General features: G+C 53.5%; 14 protein-coding genes and 1 pseudogene. All 15 read left to right on the top strand.

Annotation, left to right across the window (positions count from 1 at the left end):
* The first annotated feature begins 14 nt into the window (after positions 1-14).
* The 15 genes and pseudogenes from V8F51_RS08225 (at position 15) to V8F51_RS08155 (ending at position 15538) form a co-directional block, all read left to right on the top strand.
* The gene (locus V8F51_RS08225; RefSeq protein ID WP_337099689.1) at positions 15-881 is read left to right on the top strand and encodes a sensor histidine kinase; all 867 of its coding nucleotides are present in this window, start codon (positions 15-17) and stop codon (positions 879-881) included.
* Complete coding sequence (locus V8F51_RS08220) at positions 878-1597, top strand: response regulator transcription factor (RefSeq protein ID WP_337099688.1); 720 nt, start codon at positions 878-880, stop codon at positions 1595-1597. Before V8F51_RS08225 ends, V8F51_RS08220 begins: the two co-directional genes overlap by 4 nt.
* Before the next feature lie 152 nt (positions 1598-1749).
* A complete protein-coding gene (locus V8F51_RS08215; RefSeq protein WP_337099687.1) occupies positions 1750-2208 on the top strand; it encodes an ATP-binding protein in 459 nt (152 codons plus the stop codon).
* 23 nt (positions 2209-2231) lie between these two features.
* Positions 2232-2576: an STAS domain-containing protein gene (locus V8F51_RS08210; RefSeq protein WP_337099686.1), complete on the top strand. Its 345-nt coding sequence runs from the start codon at positions 2232-2234 to the stop codon at positions 2574-2576.
* 37 nt (positions 2577-2613) lie between these two features.
* The gene (locus tag V8F51_RS08205) at positions 2614-3804 is read left to right on the top strand and encodes a PP2C family protein-serine/threonine phosphatase (protein ID WP_337099685.1); all 1191 of its coding nucleotides are present in this window, start codon (positions 2614-2616) and stop codon (positions 3802-3804) included.
* 23 nt (positions 3805-3827) lie between these two features.
* Positions 3828-5981, top strand: a complete 2154-nt coding sequence (locus tag V8F51_RS08200) for an AAA family ATPase (RefSeq protein ID WP_337099684.1) — start codon at positions 3828-3830, stop codon at positions 5979-5981.
* 180 nt (positions 5982-6161) lie between these two features.
* Positions 6162-6746 carry a DUF4255 domain-containing protein gene (locus tag V8F51_RS08195; protein ID WP_337099683.1) on the top strand — a complete coding sequence of 195 codons (585 nt, stop codon included), beginning with the start codon at positions 6162-6164 and terminating at the stop codon, positions 6744-6746.
* A 4-nt stretch (positions 6747-6750) separates the two neighbouring features.
* The gene (locus V8F51_RS08190) at positions 6751-7533 is read left to right on the top strand and encodes a hypothetical protein (RefSeq protein WP_337099682.1); all 783 of its coding nucleotides are present in this window, start codon (positions 6751-6753) and stop codon (positions 7531-7533) included.
* 98 nt (positions 7534-7631) lie between these two features.
* A complete protein-coding gene (locus tag V8F51_RS08185) occupies positions 7632-9341 on the top strand; it encodes a phage tail sheath family protein (protein ID WP_337099681.1) in 1710 nt (569 codons plus the stop codon).
* Positions 9342-9391: 50 nt separating this feature from the next.
* On the top strand, positions 9392-9826 hold the full coding sequence (locus V8F51_RS08180) for a phage tail protein (protein ID WP_337099680.1): 435 nt from the start codon (positions 9392-9394) through the stop codon (positions 9824-9826).
* A gap of 656 nt (positions 9827-10482) precedes the next feature.
* A complete protein-coding gene (locus V8F51_RS08175; RefSeq protein WP_337099679.1) occupies positions 10483-10863 on the top strand; it encodes a phage tail assembly protein in 381 nt (126 codons plus the stop codon).
* 20 nt (positions 10864-10883) lie between these two features.
* Positions 10884-11054 (top strand): annotated as a pseudogene (locus V8F51_RS08170) (DUF6760 family protein); the annotation flags it as partial.
* Between the two features lie 10 nt (positions 11055-11064).
* Positions 11065-11523 (top strand): phage tail protein, encoded by a 459-nt coding sequence (locus V8F51_RS08165; protein ID WP_337099678.1) that lies wholly within the window; start codon positions 11065-11067, stop codon positions 11521-11523.
* Between the two features lie 47 nt (positions 11524-11570).
* Positions 11571-14885, top strand: a complete 3315-nt coding sequence (locus V8F51_RS08160; protein WP_337099677.1) for a hypothetical protein — start codon at positions 11571-11573, stop codon at positions 14883-14885.
* 26 nt (positions 14886-14911) lie between these two features.
* On the top strand, positions 14912-15538 hold the full coding sequence (locus V8F51_RS08155) for a CIS tube protein (RefSeq protein ID WP_337099676.1): 627 nt from the start codon (positions 14912-14914) through the stop codon (positions 15536-15538).
* The last annotated feature ends 4 nt before the right edge of the window (positions 15539-15542 follow it).

Raw genomic sequence — 15542 nt, 5'->3', positions numbered from 1 at the left:
CAGGGGGGAGCAGGTTGTCTTATAAATGGCTGAAGTGGCTGATATTATGGATACCGACGGTTACGATCGGCTTGTGGGAGTATGTGCGCCATGCGGTTTTGCTGCCCTACGTTTCGATGGAACTGGGTAATATTCTTGCTCCGGCGCTCGTATTCGTTGTTACGCTGACATTGCTGCGCGGTCTGTTCGCGAAGCTGGAGCAAACACAGGATTCTCTTCATCGGGAGCGAGTCGCGAAGGCCGCCTTCGAGGAGCGGGAGCAGCTTGCGCGCGAGCTGCATGACGGCATCTCGCAATCGCTGTTCATGCTTTCCGTTAAGCTCGACCGGCTGGAGCGCGAGACTGCCGATCCGAAGGCGCTCGCCACAGCCGAGGAAATAAAAACGACAGTCCGGCGTGTATATGACGATGTCAGACAGCAGGTCGAGAGCCTGCATCATTCGCCATTGCCTGCCATGCAGCCTTGGCTGCAAAGCATTCATCATCTGACTGCCGAGATGGAACAAACGAGCGGGATCCAGTCGTCAGTCGATTGGAAGTTGAATGAGGATGTATTATCTCCGAAACAAAAGGTCGAACTGCTTGCCATTATGCGCGAAGCGCTAATGAATGTGCAGAAGCATGCGAGAGCAGAGCGTGTAATCGTCCGAGGCGGACAACTTCCGTTTAGTGCCGGCACGGCGGGCGATGAGGCCGCCTTTTATTGTCAAATTGAGGATGATGGCATCGGAGTGCCAAGCGACGGGCTGGACAAGCAAGGGACGTACGGCTTGAAGATGATGCGGGCGAGAGCGGAAGCGATGCGTTGGTCGCTCGATGTGTCGCCTGCTTATTCGCATGGAATGATTGTTACGATACGGGGCAAGGGGGCAACAAAATGACAGATATCGAAGCAGCGGTCCGGGTGATGCTTGTTGACGACCATCCTCATGGTCTCGAAGGAATGCGGGAGATTGTGTCAAGCGATCCCGCGTTTACGGTCGTCGGCGAGGCGTCAAGCGGCGAAGAGGCGCTCACGCTCGCAGCCGCCATCTATCCCGATCTTGTTCTTATGGACATCAATATGCCAGGTATTGGCGGACTTGAGGCGACTTATCGTCTTAAACAGCTTCATCCCTCACTTAAGATTATAATGGTTACGGTTTCCGACGATATTACTCACCTCTTCGAAGCGATTAAGCGCGGCGCGCAAGGCTATCTGCTCAAGAACATTGCTCCTTCCTCTTGGCTGGAATATTTGCATGCTGTCTCTGTCGATGAAGCGCCGATGTCCAAGGCGCTCGCGTTCCGGCTGCTTCAAGAATTTACGGGAATGGACAAACCCTCTCCCTCAGTTGATCAGGCCATTTCATCGCGCAAGACGGCTGCTGGGGCTGCTAAGCCGTTGCCTGATATGACAACGCCGCTCACCGATCGGGAGAAGGTTGTGCTTGAGCATGTCGCAACAGGCGCTTCCAATCGCGAGATCGCCGGGGCGCTTTCCCTCTCCGAACATACGGTCAAAAACCACCTCAAAAATATTTTACAAAAACTTCATCTCGCAAATCGGGTTCAATTGACAATTTATGCGCTTCAGCATGGTAAGGTCGAAAAGTGACAAACGGGGTCGAAAGTCCTCCACGCCATTATTCGACGCTTTCGGCAGGATTCGAGATAGTTTCGTAGAATGATATAACAGACAAAATATCGGCGAATTCCGGCATAGTGCTTTTGGCATATGACTTCATAGAAGTGTGGGGGGAATGGATGTTGAACGATCGGCAATATCCTATCGATCGCGAGATCAAGCTCTTGAACCGAATGGACGAGCTTGAGCGTTTGAATGAGCGCTTGGAAGAGATCGGCGCCGATGTAGGGTGGACGGCTCGCGCTGTGCTTGACTTGTCTCTGGCATGCGAGGAACTTGTAGTCAATATTGTCAACTACGGCTTTCCGTCAGGCGGGGAGCATAGTATTGCTGTCATCATCCAAGCCTCGCCCAGCAGCGTCGAAGTGAAGATTGAGGACGGGGGCATACCGTTCAATCCGCTTGATAATTCGGATGCGAGCGCATTGCTCGACCTGGAACTCGACGACCGGCCGATCGGCGGCCTTGGCATTTTTTTCGTAAAACGGTTAATGGACGATATTCACTATGAATATACCGGGGGAATAAACCGATTTCGGATGCGCAAGCAATTTCAGCCTATGGAAAGTCATAACGAATAAGAGCAAGCGGGGGGTAACGAATGATGAATCTAGCAGCAACGGAATGGAATGGCGTTACGATTCTTCCTTTTGAAGGAAGATTGGACGGGAACAATGCGACGGCGGCGGAGCAAGCTTTTTTGCAATTGTTGTCTGAAGGAAAGCAAAGCTTTATATTCGATTTCAGCAGTCTTCAATACATAAGCAGCGCAGGTTTGCGTGTCGTTCTCGTAGCGGCGAAGAAGCTTCGGGCTTCGAAAGGGAAGATGGTATGCGCATGCTTGGGCGAGCAGGTATACGATGTGTTCGAAATGTCGGGTTTTACGACAATCTTGGAAATAGCGGCTACGCGCGAGGAAGCGCTAGAAAAAATCGAGGCAGGCGCGTAATGGCAAGCTGGCGCGAGCTTGAAAGGCGGTAACAAAATTGTCTCAACTCGAATGGATAATCGGCGCGGCGGGCATTGGCGCAGCGGCTTATATGCTGGTTCGTAACCGCCGTCTAGCGGCGAAGCTGAAACGGGCGGAAACGCTGTTTGATCTAAGTGCCGAGCTGCATGCGTCGCTGAACAAGCCAGAGCTGCTAAGCGCGGTGAACGAAGCGGCAAGACGTCTCGTATTCGCAGAAGAAGCGGCCGCCTTCTTCGAGGAGAACGGCGGCACTTTGCAAGGCGCGGATGTCGTCAGCATTCCGATGACGGCGCGGGGACGCAAGCTTGGCGTTCTGCAGGCTGCCGGCAAAAGCGGCGGCGCAGCGTTCAGCCATGACGATCGCGAGGCGCTTGCGAAGCTGGCAGGTCCGCTCGCGCTCGCGCTGGATAACGCGAGGTTGTACGAGGCGCTGGAGGAGTCGGTAAGCGAGCTGCAGCAGGCGACCGCGCTTACGGAGAGGCTCGAGAGCGAGCTGCAAATCGCCGGCAGCATTCAGCTTAGCTTCCTGCCGACGACGATGCCATCGGCCAATGAGCCGTTCGACGTGTGCGCGCTGCTTAAGTCGGCGAAGGAGGTAGGAGGCGACTTCTATAATTTCTTCAAGATCGATGATGATCATCTTTTCTTCACGCTGGGGGATGTCTCCGATAAGGGGATTCCGGCCGCGTTGTTCATGGCGATGACGCTTTCCTTGCTGAAAGGAAAGATGAATCCGAAGCTGTCGCCCGGCGAGCTGCTGGAGAAGGTGAACGACGAGTTATGTACGGATAATGCGCAGCTATTCGCAACGATCGTATGCGGCGTGCTGCAAATATCGACCGGTGATGTTGTGCTGAGCGATGGCGGACATTGTACGCCTTATGTCGTGAAAGCGGATGGTACTGTTCAACCGATCAAGCTGCGCAAAGGCATTCCGCTAGGGTCATTCCCGGAGTTCGTCTATCACGATCAGACGATTCGCCTCGACAAAGGAGATCGACTTATTGTGTATACGGACGGCATTACGGAAGCGGAAAATGCGCTGCAAGAGCAATATACGGTTCATCGCCTGCAGCAGTTTTTGTTGCAAACCTCAGGTTATTCAAGCGCGGAGATTATCGACGCGCTGCTGATGGATGTATTCATGTTCGCGGACGGCGCTCCGCAGTCTGACGATATTGCCGTACTGTGCCTAATGCGCAGATAGCGCGATCATTATGGAACTCGGAGATGGATATGACAAATTATGCAGCCGTTTCGAAGGATATATATGAAGAGCTTGGCTTGCTCGAACAAGGAATGCGGCTATTGCTGGCCGATTTCGAGAGCAAGGAGGTTGACGGACAAGCTCCTTATTCGATGCGCGGGTTAATGATAACGCCATCCGATATCGAGCGTACGCTAGAGGAGACGGAGCATCGTCTGGAGGACGATGCTCTTGCTGCGTTCAGGGCATATCGATTGCAATGGGAAGCTGCGCGCGATGCCGCTGGAGATGCGGACGACTCCCCGCTTGCGCGCTTGTCGCGTCAGCTTGGCTTGTCTGTGTGGGAGCGCCGCTGTGTCCTATTGTGCTTAGCGCCGGAGCTCGACATCAGATACGAGAGCTGGTTCGGCTATTTGAACGATGACGTGACGCTTCGTGCGCCGACGGCCATGCTTGCGCTGCGCTTGTTATGCGATTCGGAGGAGGAGCGCGACACGGCGCGCGCTTACTTGGCAGGCTCCTCTCCGCTTAGGCGGTTTCTGCTAAAAAACGAGACTGTCGGCGAGCGCAGCTCCTTAAAGCTTCCGCTGCGTCTTGATCCCCGCGTCGTAAGCTTCCTGCTTCATACGGAGGCGTTGGATAGCCGTATTGCGGCTGTCGCCGTGAAGTATGACGAGCAGCAGGCCGCGCCGGGACTTCTGTATGATGAGCGGCTGCAGGTCAGTCTGCAGCTTGCCGTGAATCAAGAACGTGCCAATGGCGGGGCAAGGCTTCCTTTCATGCAGATAGTCGGACCTTCGGGAGCAGGCAAAAAGCTGCATGCACGACATGTGGCGGAAGCTTCCGGTCAGCCGCTGCTTGTTGTTGCAATGGATAAGCTGGACGGCGAGGCGGATAAGCGAAGCGAGCAGCTTCGCCATATTGTGCGCGAAGCGCTGATATCCGGCGCTATGCTCGGACTTACTGAAGGGATACTCGGCGATACGCTGCTTGAGTCCTATAAAGGCAGCCTGGATGCGGCCATAGTCGAATATGCGGGCGCATCGCCGTTCCCTGTCGTCATCTGGCTGGCGCGGCGCGAACGGCGCGGCGCACAGCTTCCTCTGCCGGCGGAAGCCTCGTTATTATCATTCACTATTTCCGTACCTGACGCCGAACAACGATTGAAGTTATGGGAGCTTGGGAGCTCCGATTGGGACGATCCTTCCCTCTATGAGCAACTGGCGGATAAATATGCTTTCACGGCTGGGCAGATAGAAGGAACCAGGCGGCAGGCAGCCCTGATTGCCGCCTTGCAAGGACGAAGCAGTGCTGATCTTAACGATTACGCTGCGGCTTCAAGATCGCAGGTTCAGCATCGCTTGAGCGAGCTTGCGGAGAAGCGTGCGCCCAGCCGTTCCTGGAGCGATCTCGTGCTGCCGGAAGAGCCGCTGGCGCTGCTGACAGAGGCATGCAACCGCTATAAGTTCAATGAAACGGTGCTTAATCGGTGGGGCTTCGGGAGCAAGCTTCCTTACGGACGCGGACTCGCTTTGCTGTTCGCCGGGCCTCCAGGCACGGGGAAAACGATGGCTGCAGAGGTTGTCGCGCGCGAGCTGGGACTTGAGCTCTACCGAATCGATCTATCTCGTGTTGTGAGCAAATATATCGGCGAGACAGAGAAGAACTTGCGCGAATTATTCGAAGAAGCAGAGAACAGCGGGTCTATTCTTTTTTTTGACGAGGGAGATTCATTGTTCGGCAAACGTACGGAGGTCAAGGATTCAAATGACCGTTATGCGAATATGGAGGCCGCTTTCCTGCTTCAGCGGATCGAATCTTTTAATGGCGTAACCATTCTAGCGACGAATCTGCTGCAAAATATGGACGAAGCTTTCCTGCGCCGAATGGGGGTCATCGTGAAGTTCCCGTTCCCGGACAGCACAGAGCGCGAGCGGCTGTTCCGCTCTATGCTGCCTGCGGAGGCGCCGCTTGATTCCGACCTCGACTTTCCGTTTCTTGCGTCGGCAGTGGATGTTGCGGGCGGGCATATCAAGAACATTGTGCTTGCTGCTGCTTACATGGCGGCTGCTGAACAAAGCGCGATCGCGATGCGCCATATGATCAGAGCTTCCCGACAGGAATTTCACAAGATGGGCAAGATCGTGGTGAAGGGCTTATTCGACCCGTATGTATGAAATTTCGCCAAATCTAGCGAAATTAGGATATGAATCGCGACCGATAGATCAGATTGCCTGTTTTTTTGACATAAAATGAGTAGTTTTTCGTAGTCAATTAATGGCAGAAAAGCTATAATAGATTTGGAGTCGAGATAGGCCAAAGTCCTATGTAGGCACTGTGTAAGGAAAGAGAGGGGAATGGCAGTGGCCGGTTATACAGTTATCGCGGATTTGGGCGCAAGCATGCTTCGTTTGCTGCGCGACAATCTAACGCCGGACCCCGTGCCGCGCACCGATCTGATTGGCATTGCATCTCCGCGTGATGCGGGCGATCTTAATTTGTCGTTATTTCTGTTCAACGTGAAGGAAAATGGCGAAGCGCGTCGCACAGGCATGCAGGATCGTGGAAGCACGTTGCAATATCCGCCGCAATCGCTAGATTTCTATTTTCTAATGACAGCGCATTCGAATGCGGATCGTTTGACCAAATCGCTTGACGAGCATCGCATATTAGGACGAGCTATGCAGGTGCTGTACGACAATTCCGTGCTCCGCAGCCCCTATCTCGAAGGATCGCTTGCCGAAAGCGCGGAGACGATTCGTCTGTCGCTTGTGAGCATGGAGAGCGAAGAGCTGCTTAAGCTGTGGCAATTCGGAGATTTGCCTTATAAGCTGTCGGTTGTCTATCGCGTCGGTCCGGTCATGCTGGATTCCACGCGCGTGAAGTCGGTATCGCGTGTCGTCGAGCGCCATATTGTGCTCGAAGAGAAGGGCGGTGGCTAGCGGAATGTCGCAGCTCAGAGATACGCTCATTACGCGATGCCCGCTCGTTGTCTCTCCGGTCGATGTATGGACGAGAAGAGTGCCCGGCGGCATTACAGTATCGCTTGAGGGCATCGCCCGCAAGCCCGTTCGCAAATCGGACGGCACTTATTTGTTTCTAGATGTCCCACTGGGCGTCTATACGCTCACTGTCAAGTCGCCGATGTTCATTCCGTACAGTGAACAGATTGACTTGTCGGCGCTGCCTCCGCTTGCTCCTGTCGTGACCGTACCGTTATTGCCTGGGTCTGGCTATGCTTATCCTGCGGCGGCAACGGCTGTAAGGGTCAGAATTGTGAATGAGGCAGGAAAGCCGATTCCGCACGCTGACATCGAAGCGTATGCGACAGAGGATGCTGCAGCCAGGGCAAGAGTTGCCCAGGACGGGCTGAAGGCTGGCGACAGCAGGGTAGCTGCGGGTTCGTTCAAGGGCAAGACGTTCGCAGGGGAATGCTTGCATCTGCGCGATATGGAGAACGAACAACTCCTTCGAGTCGCAGAGATGCTTCCGGGCGATGTGCTTAGGTTCGAAAGTCCGCTTGCCCATAGCTTCCGAAGAGGCGCGCAGCTAATGCCTGCAATCGTTACGCGAAGCGGGCTGGACGGGACAGCGCTGCTGCCGTTTCGAGGCTCGTTGCCGGGGCAGTTTGCCGTTAAGGCAACGGTGAAGGTCGGAGGGAAGGCCGTTATTGCCGAACTGCAAGCAACGGCCGGGGAAGTTGCGAAGCTAAGCACCATTGTGCTGTAGTTGCACCTTTCCCGAATGAATTTGGTCTTGGGGCTGACTATGGCCATAGAAGCCGAACGTCACCTAATACATAAATAGATTCAGAGAGGAGATCATTCATGGCTGAGTACTTATCGCCAGGCGTTTACGTGGAGGAATTTGAAAGTGGCTCCAAGCCGCTCGAGGGAGTGAGCACAAGCACGGCGGGCTTTATCGGTCTTGCGTCACGCGGACCTGTCGAGGGCTTGCCGCAGCTTATTACAAGCCCTGCAGATTTCCAGCGCGTCTACGGCTCTTATTTGTCCGAGAATGCATTTGGTTCTTATCGTTACCTGGCTTATGCGGTTAATCAGTTTTTCACAAACGGAGGTTCCCGCTGCTTTATAGCACGCGTCGCACCTTCGGATGCGGCTGCAGCTTCCAATAGCGAGCAAGCTGCTGTACTGTCCGTTTCCGCCAAAAACCCAGGGGCATGGGGCAATCAGCTCCGCCTTGTTGCCGTTCCGGCAAGCAAAGCTAAGACGCCTATCTTCGAGGCGGCTGATGGCAATCGTTATCGCGTGAAAAACGCAGCCGGCTTCTATGCAGGCGATGTGGTCGTATTCACGAACGGTTCGGAGAAGCAATACAGCCGCATCGTATCCGTTCATGATCAAGTGATTGAGCTCGCTGATTCGCTGAAGGGCGAAGTGGTGGATACGGCGCTTGTGCCGTCCAAATGGCTGAGCACAGCTGAATTCACGCTTTCGGTAAGCTATGGCTCTGAAGTTGAGACGTATGAGAAGGTATCGCTTAATCCTGAAGCTCCTAACTATGTGGAGAAAGCGGCAGGCCGCTCTGTGCTGGTTCATATCGCTGTTCAATCGGTTTCCGAGGGCAGCGTATCCCCGTTCGAGCAACTGGCTGGCGCAGATGCCGATTCTTATGAAATTACGCTTTCCGGCGGCAGCGACGGTACAGCTGCAAGCTTGTCCGCAGGCGACTTTATCGGCGAAGATTTTGGCCCGGGCAAGAGAACGGGTATCCAAGCGTTCATCGATAACGACGTTGTCAGCATTATGGCGATTCCAGGCGTAACTGATCCGAACGTGCAATTGTCGCTCGTGGCACATTGCGAGTCGCTCGGCAGCAGGTTCGCGATTCTCGATCTTCCGCGCGAAGTGACGAAGGTACAGGACGTTTTGGCTCACCGCGATCTATTCGATTCGAGCTACTGCGCATTGTACAATCCATGGCTTCAAGTGTTTGATCCGCTCGACAAACGTAATATTTTCATCCCTCCTTCCGGTACGATTGCAGGGGTATACTCCCGTTCCGACTCCACTCGCGGCGTACAGAAGGCTCCGGCCAACGAAACGCTTCGCGGCGTAGTCGGCATCGATGTGCAATACAACAACGGCGAACAGGATATTCTTAACCCTGCGGGCGTTAACTTGATCCGTTCGTTCACGGGCCAAGGCATCCGCGTATGGGGAGCAAGAACTTGCTCGTCGAACACGCTTTGGAAATACATCAACGTTCGTCGCTTGTTCATCTTCCTCGAAAGTTCGATTAAGAACGGCTCCAACTGGGTCGTATTTGAACCGAATACCGAGCAGCTATGGGCACGCGTACAACGGACGATTGAAGCTTTCTTGATGCGCGTATGGCGTGACGGCGCGTTGTCGGGTACGAGCCCGTCCGAAGCTTTCTATATCAATATCGGCCGCTCGACAATGACGCAAGACGACATTGACAACGGCAGATTGGTTTGCGTAATCGGCGTAGCGCCTGTCAAACCGGCAGAGTTCGTCGTATTCCGCATTACTCAACGCACTGGCTCGGAATAGGAATAGCATTTGCATTTAGCTTCCATATCGAATAACGGAAGGGGATAACCATGGCAGGAGATCGTATTGATCCATATCGCAATTATAGATTTATTGTTGAAATTGAAGGTCTGGAAGAGGCCGGATTCAGCGAGGTTTCCGGATTTGAAGCGACTTTCGACGTTATTGAATACCGCGAGGGCAACGAGGTTATTACCCCGCGCAAGCTTCCAGGCTTGGTGAAGTACGGCAACATCACGCTCAAATGGGGCGCTACGGAATCGATGGAGCTGTATGAATGGATTCAAGAATGCATCGAGGGCACGGTTGAGCGTAAGACGATTACGATCACCGCGGTTGACGAGGAAGGCGAAGAAACGGCTAGCTGGAACGTTATCGAGGCATGGCCGGTTAAGTACACGGCGCCTACCTTCAACGGTCTTGGCAACGAAGTAGCAATCGAGCTGCTGGAATTCGCGCATGAAGGCTTGACGCGCACGGCTTAATACACGCGTGATGCAACGGAACAAGAGGCGGCAGTAGGCGGTTATCGGCTACTCCTCTCTTGTTTTCCGCTTTATTTTTGCAACTGTCAAACTTTGTAGGGAGCAGGGAGATAGCAAATGAGGCTCTCGTTGCAGAAGTTGCAATTGAATCGGGATTAGAGCTTGCTTTCGAATGTCTTGGTTGCAGCTTAGAGACTATCGATTCGCTTTTTGAATGGATTTCATACAATCAAAAGGCTAGAAACGAGAAAATTTCAGAGTTTGCTTGGATTTTGTGCAATCAAATGGATACAGAAGGGTGACTAGGGGCTAAAATGCCGTTTTTGACTGTATGTTTTCCACTCAAAAGTCACTTAACAGGCGATTTAGAACGATCAGACTGTATGAAATACAGGCAAACGTAACCTCGGTAATTGAGGTCATGTGCTTTGGATTTAGCGCTGGAGTGACCCATAATGAATCGACTGTCTCGATTGTGCAACAGATGAATGAGAAAGTGGCACATACGGAGCGAAGAGTGGTCAATCAGTTGCAAAATGTGCAATGGCATTCGTCTTAAGTTGAGCAGGATGACGAATCCGTTGCAGATTATGCAACAGGATGTGTAAAGCAAGTCCTTAGGCATACATCAATAATGGTATTGGAGTGATAGAAGGATGGCGTTTCAAACCGAATACGAATTTGAGCTTCCGCGCGGCTATGTCGACGAGCATGGCAACCTTCACCGCCGCGGCGTCATGAGGCTGGCAACCGCAGCTGACGAGATATTGCCGATGAAGGATCCGCGTGTACAGGCCAATCCGAGCTACTTGACCGTTATTCTGATGGCAAGGGTAGTAACGAAGTTGGGCGACCTTAGACATATCGATACGAGGCTCGTTGAGAAGCTGTTCACGGCCGATCTTGCTTATTTGCAGAACCTGTATCGCCAAATAAACGATCTGGAAGCGCCAAAAGTGGCGGCAGCATGTCCGAAATGCGATCACGAGTTCGAGGTGGCTGTTGATTTTTTGTCCTTAACAGAGGCCCTCTCCTAAATTATCCGGTTGAACGGTTATATGAGGAGGTAGGCTTCGTCGCCTATTATTTCCATTGGTCGCATGACGAGATTATGAATATGGAGCATGCAGAGCGTCGCCGATGGTGCGATGAAATTTCGAGAATTAACCGGAAAATGAATGAGGATACGGACAAGCCGAACGTGTTCGACGTCTTCGGAAAGAGGTGACGCTTACTTTATGGCAGCGATGGAAGGCAAGGAAAACGATCGGCTGTTCACGGTGGCAAGCAGCTTTAACTTCTGGGTGGAGCTGGACGGCGTATTCGTGGCCGGGTTCACCGAGGTGTCCGGACTGGAAGCCGAGACAGAAATCGAGGAATACCGCGAGGGCGGCGTGAACGGGTACGTTCATAAGCTGCCAAAAGGCGTACGGTATCCGAATCTCGTATTGCGCCGCGGCGTTACGAAGTCTCCGGTGCTGTGGAACTGGTATGAGAGCTCGATCGACGGTCCGATTACACGCAAGACGGGGGCAATTGTGCTCCAAAACGCCGACGGAAAAGAGTTTGGCCGATGGAGCTTTTTTGACGGATATCCGGTCAGATGGTCGGGGCCGCAGCTTAATGCGAGTACGAGCGACGTAGCGTTCGAGTCTATCGAAATTGCTCATACCGGCTTATATGGCGGATTTAACTAGGACCAAGTGAGTCTAGCAATCAGAATGAAAGAAGGAGGATGCCAGAAGTGAAAAGGACGACGAACCGGGCCAGCGATACGAAGCAGCAACCGACATCGGTTCAGTCTTTTGCCGGAGGCATCTTAAACAAGTACAAACAAAAGCAAGGTAAAAGCCAATTTGGCGGATTATCGTTATCGCATAAAAAAAACAGTTTGGGCGAACCATCGGTCGTACAGCAGAGGGTGCATGTGCAGGTCATTGCGCCGAAGGATACGACGAAGCAGCCGAAACCGAAGAAGGATACGGCGGCAAGCGCTGCGCCTCGAATAGAACGTGTTATTGAACGTGAGAAACTAACTGTAGAGAAGCAAACCGTCATTTATAGAGACGTACAACGCATCATTAAGGAACATCGGACGGTTAGGGAAATTGCTGTGACTCAGCCTGCTGTCATCTTGCAAGGGCGAGATCAAGCTGATCTTAACAAAGCTGAAAAGGCTGCTGACCTTACGGGCAGTAAGAGTAGTGCAGGCAGTATGAGTAGTAAAGGCAGTGCGAGAAGTACGAGTAGTACGAGTAGTACGAGCAGTACGAGCAGTGCTGGCGGATTGAATAGCACAGTCCATACAAAGACGGAAAGTATACAAGTTACCCAAATTGGAAAGAAAGCCGAATCGCCGGGCATTACAGCAAGTGAACGTAAGCTGCAGGCGGGAACGGATTTTCATAAATGGATTCAAGCTAGAAGCAAAGAACCTATCACGATTCAATCGGTTCGCCGGTTGGAAAACCTACAGAAGCCGCTCGTGAAAGAGCGGGTTAAGTTGAAGAGCTCCGTATTGGATTATAGAAGCGGCCGTGAGGCTGCTCCACTTCAACTAACGAATGCAAGGAGCGGTCGGCTGCGCAGCTCAGACGGAAAGCTGAATGCTGCCGAATTCAGTCGCGTAGCCCGAGACGTTTCGACGGAGCAGAGCGAGGCGAAGGCGTCCGAGCGGGCGAAGCAAGCGGAGCAGAGCGAGGCAAAGTCGTCCGAGCGAGCGAAGCAAGCGGAGCAGAGTGAGGCGAAGGCGTCGGAGCGAGTGAAGCAAGCGGAGCAGAGCGAGGCGAAGGCGTCCGAGAGGGCGAAGCAAGCGGAGCAGAGCGAGGCGAAGGCGTCGGAGCGAGTGAAGAAAGCGGAGCAGAGCGAGGCGAAGGCGTCCGAGCGAGCGAAGAAAGCGGAGCAGAGCGAGGCGAAGACGTCTAAGCGGACGAAGCAAGCGGAGCAGAGTGAGGCGAAGACGTCCGAGCGGGCGAAGCAAGCGGAGCAGAGTGAGGCGAAGGCGTCCGAGCGAGCGAAGCAAGCGGAGCAGAGTGAGGCGAAGGCGTCCGAGCGAGCGAAGCAAGCGGAGCAGAGCGAGGCGAAGGCGTCCGAGCGAGCGAAGCAAGCGGAGCAGGCAGAGTTGGACGATGCAAATTCGGCATCGAATGCTGTTCAAGGTAGGTTGTCGGGAAAAGGAAAACCCGTTCCGGCGGCGAAGCTGGAGCATTTGGCAAAGAAGAACAGCCCGGAAGAAGCGGAGCAGGTCAGCAAACCTGAGACGCGATCAACGGGTGCTAAGCCAGGTGTAGCCAGCGATGCTAGTATAACGAATGGTGCAGCGGCGAGCACGTCAACCGTGCCGCAACCAAGGAGCGAACGAGCTGTCGGCCAGCTAAAGCTGATGACAAGCCGAGGTGTAATGTCGGTGACGTATAATCAGCTTCCGGGGCAGTTGCGCCTGCTTAAGCAACACGAGACATGGTTCGAGGCTAAGTCGCAATCAACAGCAACGCAGTTAGAGCCAAGTAAACGAGGCTTGCCTGTCATTGCTGCGAAGCGGCTCGTACATCGCGAGAAAGAAGCGAAGGCCGAAGCCAATGGACAAGCAGGTGTGACGAGAGTTACCGCAACGGACCTGCAACGATCACTCCCTGCTTCTGAAGCTTTCAAGCCGCAAGCTGCTCGATCGCCGGGTCAGCCGACAGCTTCGATTAAGACAGACGCCGCTCTCCATGGTGGAGCTGGCAGAAATGTTTCACTTGCGAGTGCGGGACAGCAACCGCAATCAGTTGTACGCACGAATTCGTTAGCCTATCTTATTAGCTCTCGTATTAGTAGGCGGCATTCAGCCGATGAACCGCAGCAAAGCCCTTCAAGCAGAGCGAAGGGGACGGTTATCAAGAACGGAGCCGCCGTACAAGGGAACGTACGATTGGTGCTGCGGCAATCGCTTGGGAAACAAGTTATCTCGACAAGTACAACTAAGCCTTCAGAGCATCCTAAGGATCTTAACCAGCGAGTTCAGAATAACGTGACATCTTCAATAGCTTCCGTGCCAGTAACAACAAGCGAAGCATCGCAACGGAGTACTCCGCTGCAGTTGTCGCGTGGAAGCAAGCAGTCGGGTTATCCTTCTACCGTTAAGCTGATTCATCAATCGCCCAAAGCGTCACTGTCACTGGCGGCGACGATACATAGACGGCTTACGGGTACACAAACCGTTCAGCCTGATCACTCCATTAGCGCCCAGCGGAGAACGAGCGCTGGCGCGAAGAAGAAACCGCAAGGCCAAAAGACGAATAATGTTGCCGCAACGGTGGCAAGGCAAACGAGCGCAGGTTCGGGCAACTTCATTTCGTCCGCGCTGAAGACGCCGATAGTCGACTTGATCGGAAGACGCAGCGCAGTTGTGAAATCTGACGAAGACGTACAAGGGCACTCAGAGCAAGTCCGTAACGGACAAGCTAAGGCTGCAGCTTTAGCTTCGCAGTCAACGTCCGCTGGGGCGATGGCTGCTCTTAAAACAAGTACGACACATCGTCTTATTCGCAACATACAGCAAAGAACAGCTCCGCAGACAAGCCACAGCTTCTCATCTGTGAAGAGTGCTGCTGTGACTGTGCAGCGTGCCGGAAGCAATTTCGTGCCGCTATCGCTGCAAGCGGTGCGCAAGCAAGCGGCGGAACAACAAGCTCTTACACTTACACAATCGGGCAGCCAATCGCAGCAAGCAGCTCAAAGGTCAGCTGCAACGCCTGCTGCGGGTCCAAGCCCTCTGCGGTTGCGCTTCGCTGCTCGTCCAGCGGCATCGGCCGGAGCAGTGAGCGGAACAGCCACGCCGGGCACATACTCCTCGGCTACAGCAATGCCGCAGCTTGCGCATCATCAACGCAAGCAAGCGGCGCAGAAGGAGCCGGAGCGTCATGTTCAGGTGGAAGCGCCGAAGGAGCTTGATCCCGAAAAGCTGCAAAAGATGATTATGAAAATTCCGCAGCTTCGTCCCGAAGCGATTGCGGATCAAGTATACAAAGCGCTGGAGCGCAAGATGAAGCTCGAGCAGCGCAGGCGCGGGTTTTAGACGAGTAGAAGCGGAGGAAGCGGATTATGGCTTTAAGCAAAGCGCAGTTTTGGATCTACTGGCATGAACGGACGCAAACGATAGACGTGATGTTCAATCCGACGGAATACGAACTGGAGGTAGGCAATCAATATTCGGAGAACGAAGTGCCCGGTCTTCAAAGACCTATCTCGCAATTTGTCAGCGGCGATGCTTCTACCTTGACGCTTAATCTGTTCTTCGATACGTACGAGCAGGGCACGGACGTTAGGGAAATTACTTCCGCCATAGTAGGCATGATGGACGTCGATTCTGATCTTCATGCGCCTCCTTCTTGCCGGTTCGTATGGGGTTCGCTTGATTTCAAAGGTGTCGTCATTTCCATTACGCAAAGATATACGATGTTTCTGGAAACGGGCGTCCCGGTAAGAGCGACGCTCGATATGACATTGAAGAGCAGTCAAACGATGAAGGAGCAATACCAGGAAATTCCGCGGCAATCGGCTGACCGCACGAAGCGGAAGACGATAAAGCTAGGCGATCAGCTTTGGTCGATTGCAGCAGAGGAATATGAGGATCCAGGCGCATGGCGGCATATTGCCGAAGCTAACGGCATTGACAACCCGCGTATGCTTGCAGCTGGTAAAAGTCTAACAATTCCAAGATTGGAGTGAGCGT

It is taken from the genome of Paenibacillus sp. YIM B09110, from assembly GCF_037167145.1.
GTDB lineage: Bacteria > Bacillota > Bacilli > Paenibacillales > Paenibacillaceae > Pristimantibacillus.
This window is presented reverse-complemented; position numbering and strand designations above follow the sequence as displayed.